1 pseudogene is annotated in these 244 nt (G+C 40.2%); it reads left to right on the top strand.

Annotation, left to right across the window (positions count from 1 at the left end):
* Positions 1–101, top strand: a pseudogene (locus tag CF394_RS16010) (YlbG family protein); the annotation flags it as partial.
* Positions 102–244 lie beyond the last annotated feature (143 nt).

The raw sequence follows: 244 nt of genomic DNA, 5'->3' as shown, positions 1-244 counted from the left end.
TTGTGAAAAAAGTAGAGCCTTCTTATAAACCGTTTTTAAAATTGGAATTCGAGTCAAAGCTTGATAAAGCAAAAGAATACGATTATAAAATCGGCATATAGCTGTATAAAAAAATCCCCGCAGACTTCTGCGGGGTCCTTCTATTCCTTAACATGTTAAGGAGAAGGCAAAGGGAGAGGAGAAACCGGAGGAAGAACTTATGGGGAAACGTAAGTCTTCTCCGCGGTTGGCAACAACATCCTCT

Source organism: Tetzosporium hominis (assembly GCF_002265435.1).
Lineage (GTDB): Bacteria > Bacillota > Bacilli > Bacillales_A > Planococcaceae > Chryseomicrobium > Chryseomicrobium hominis.
The sequence above is the reverse complement of the archived record's forward strand: the minus strand, read 5'-3'. Positions and strand labels throughout refer to the sequence as shown.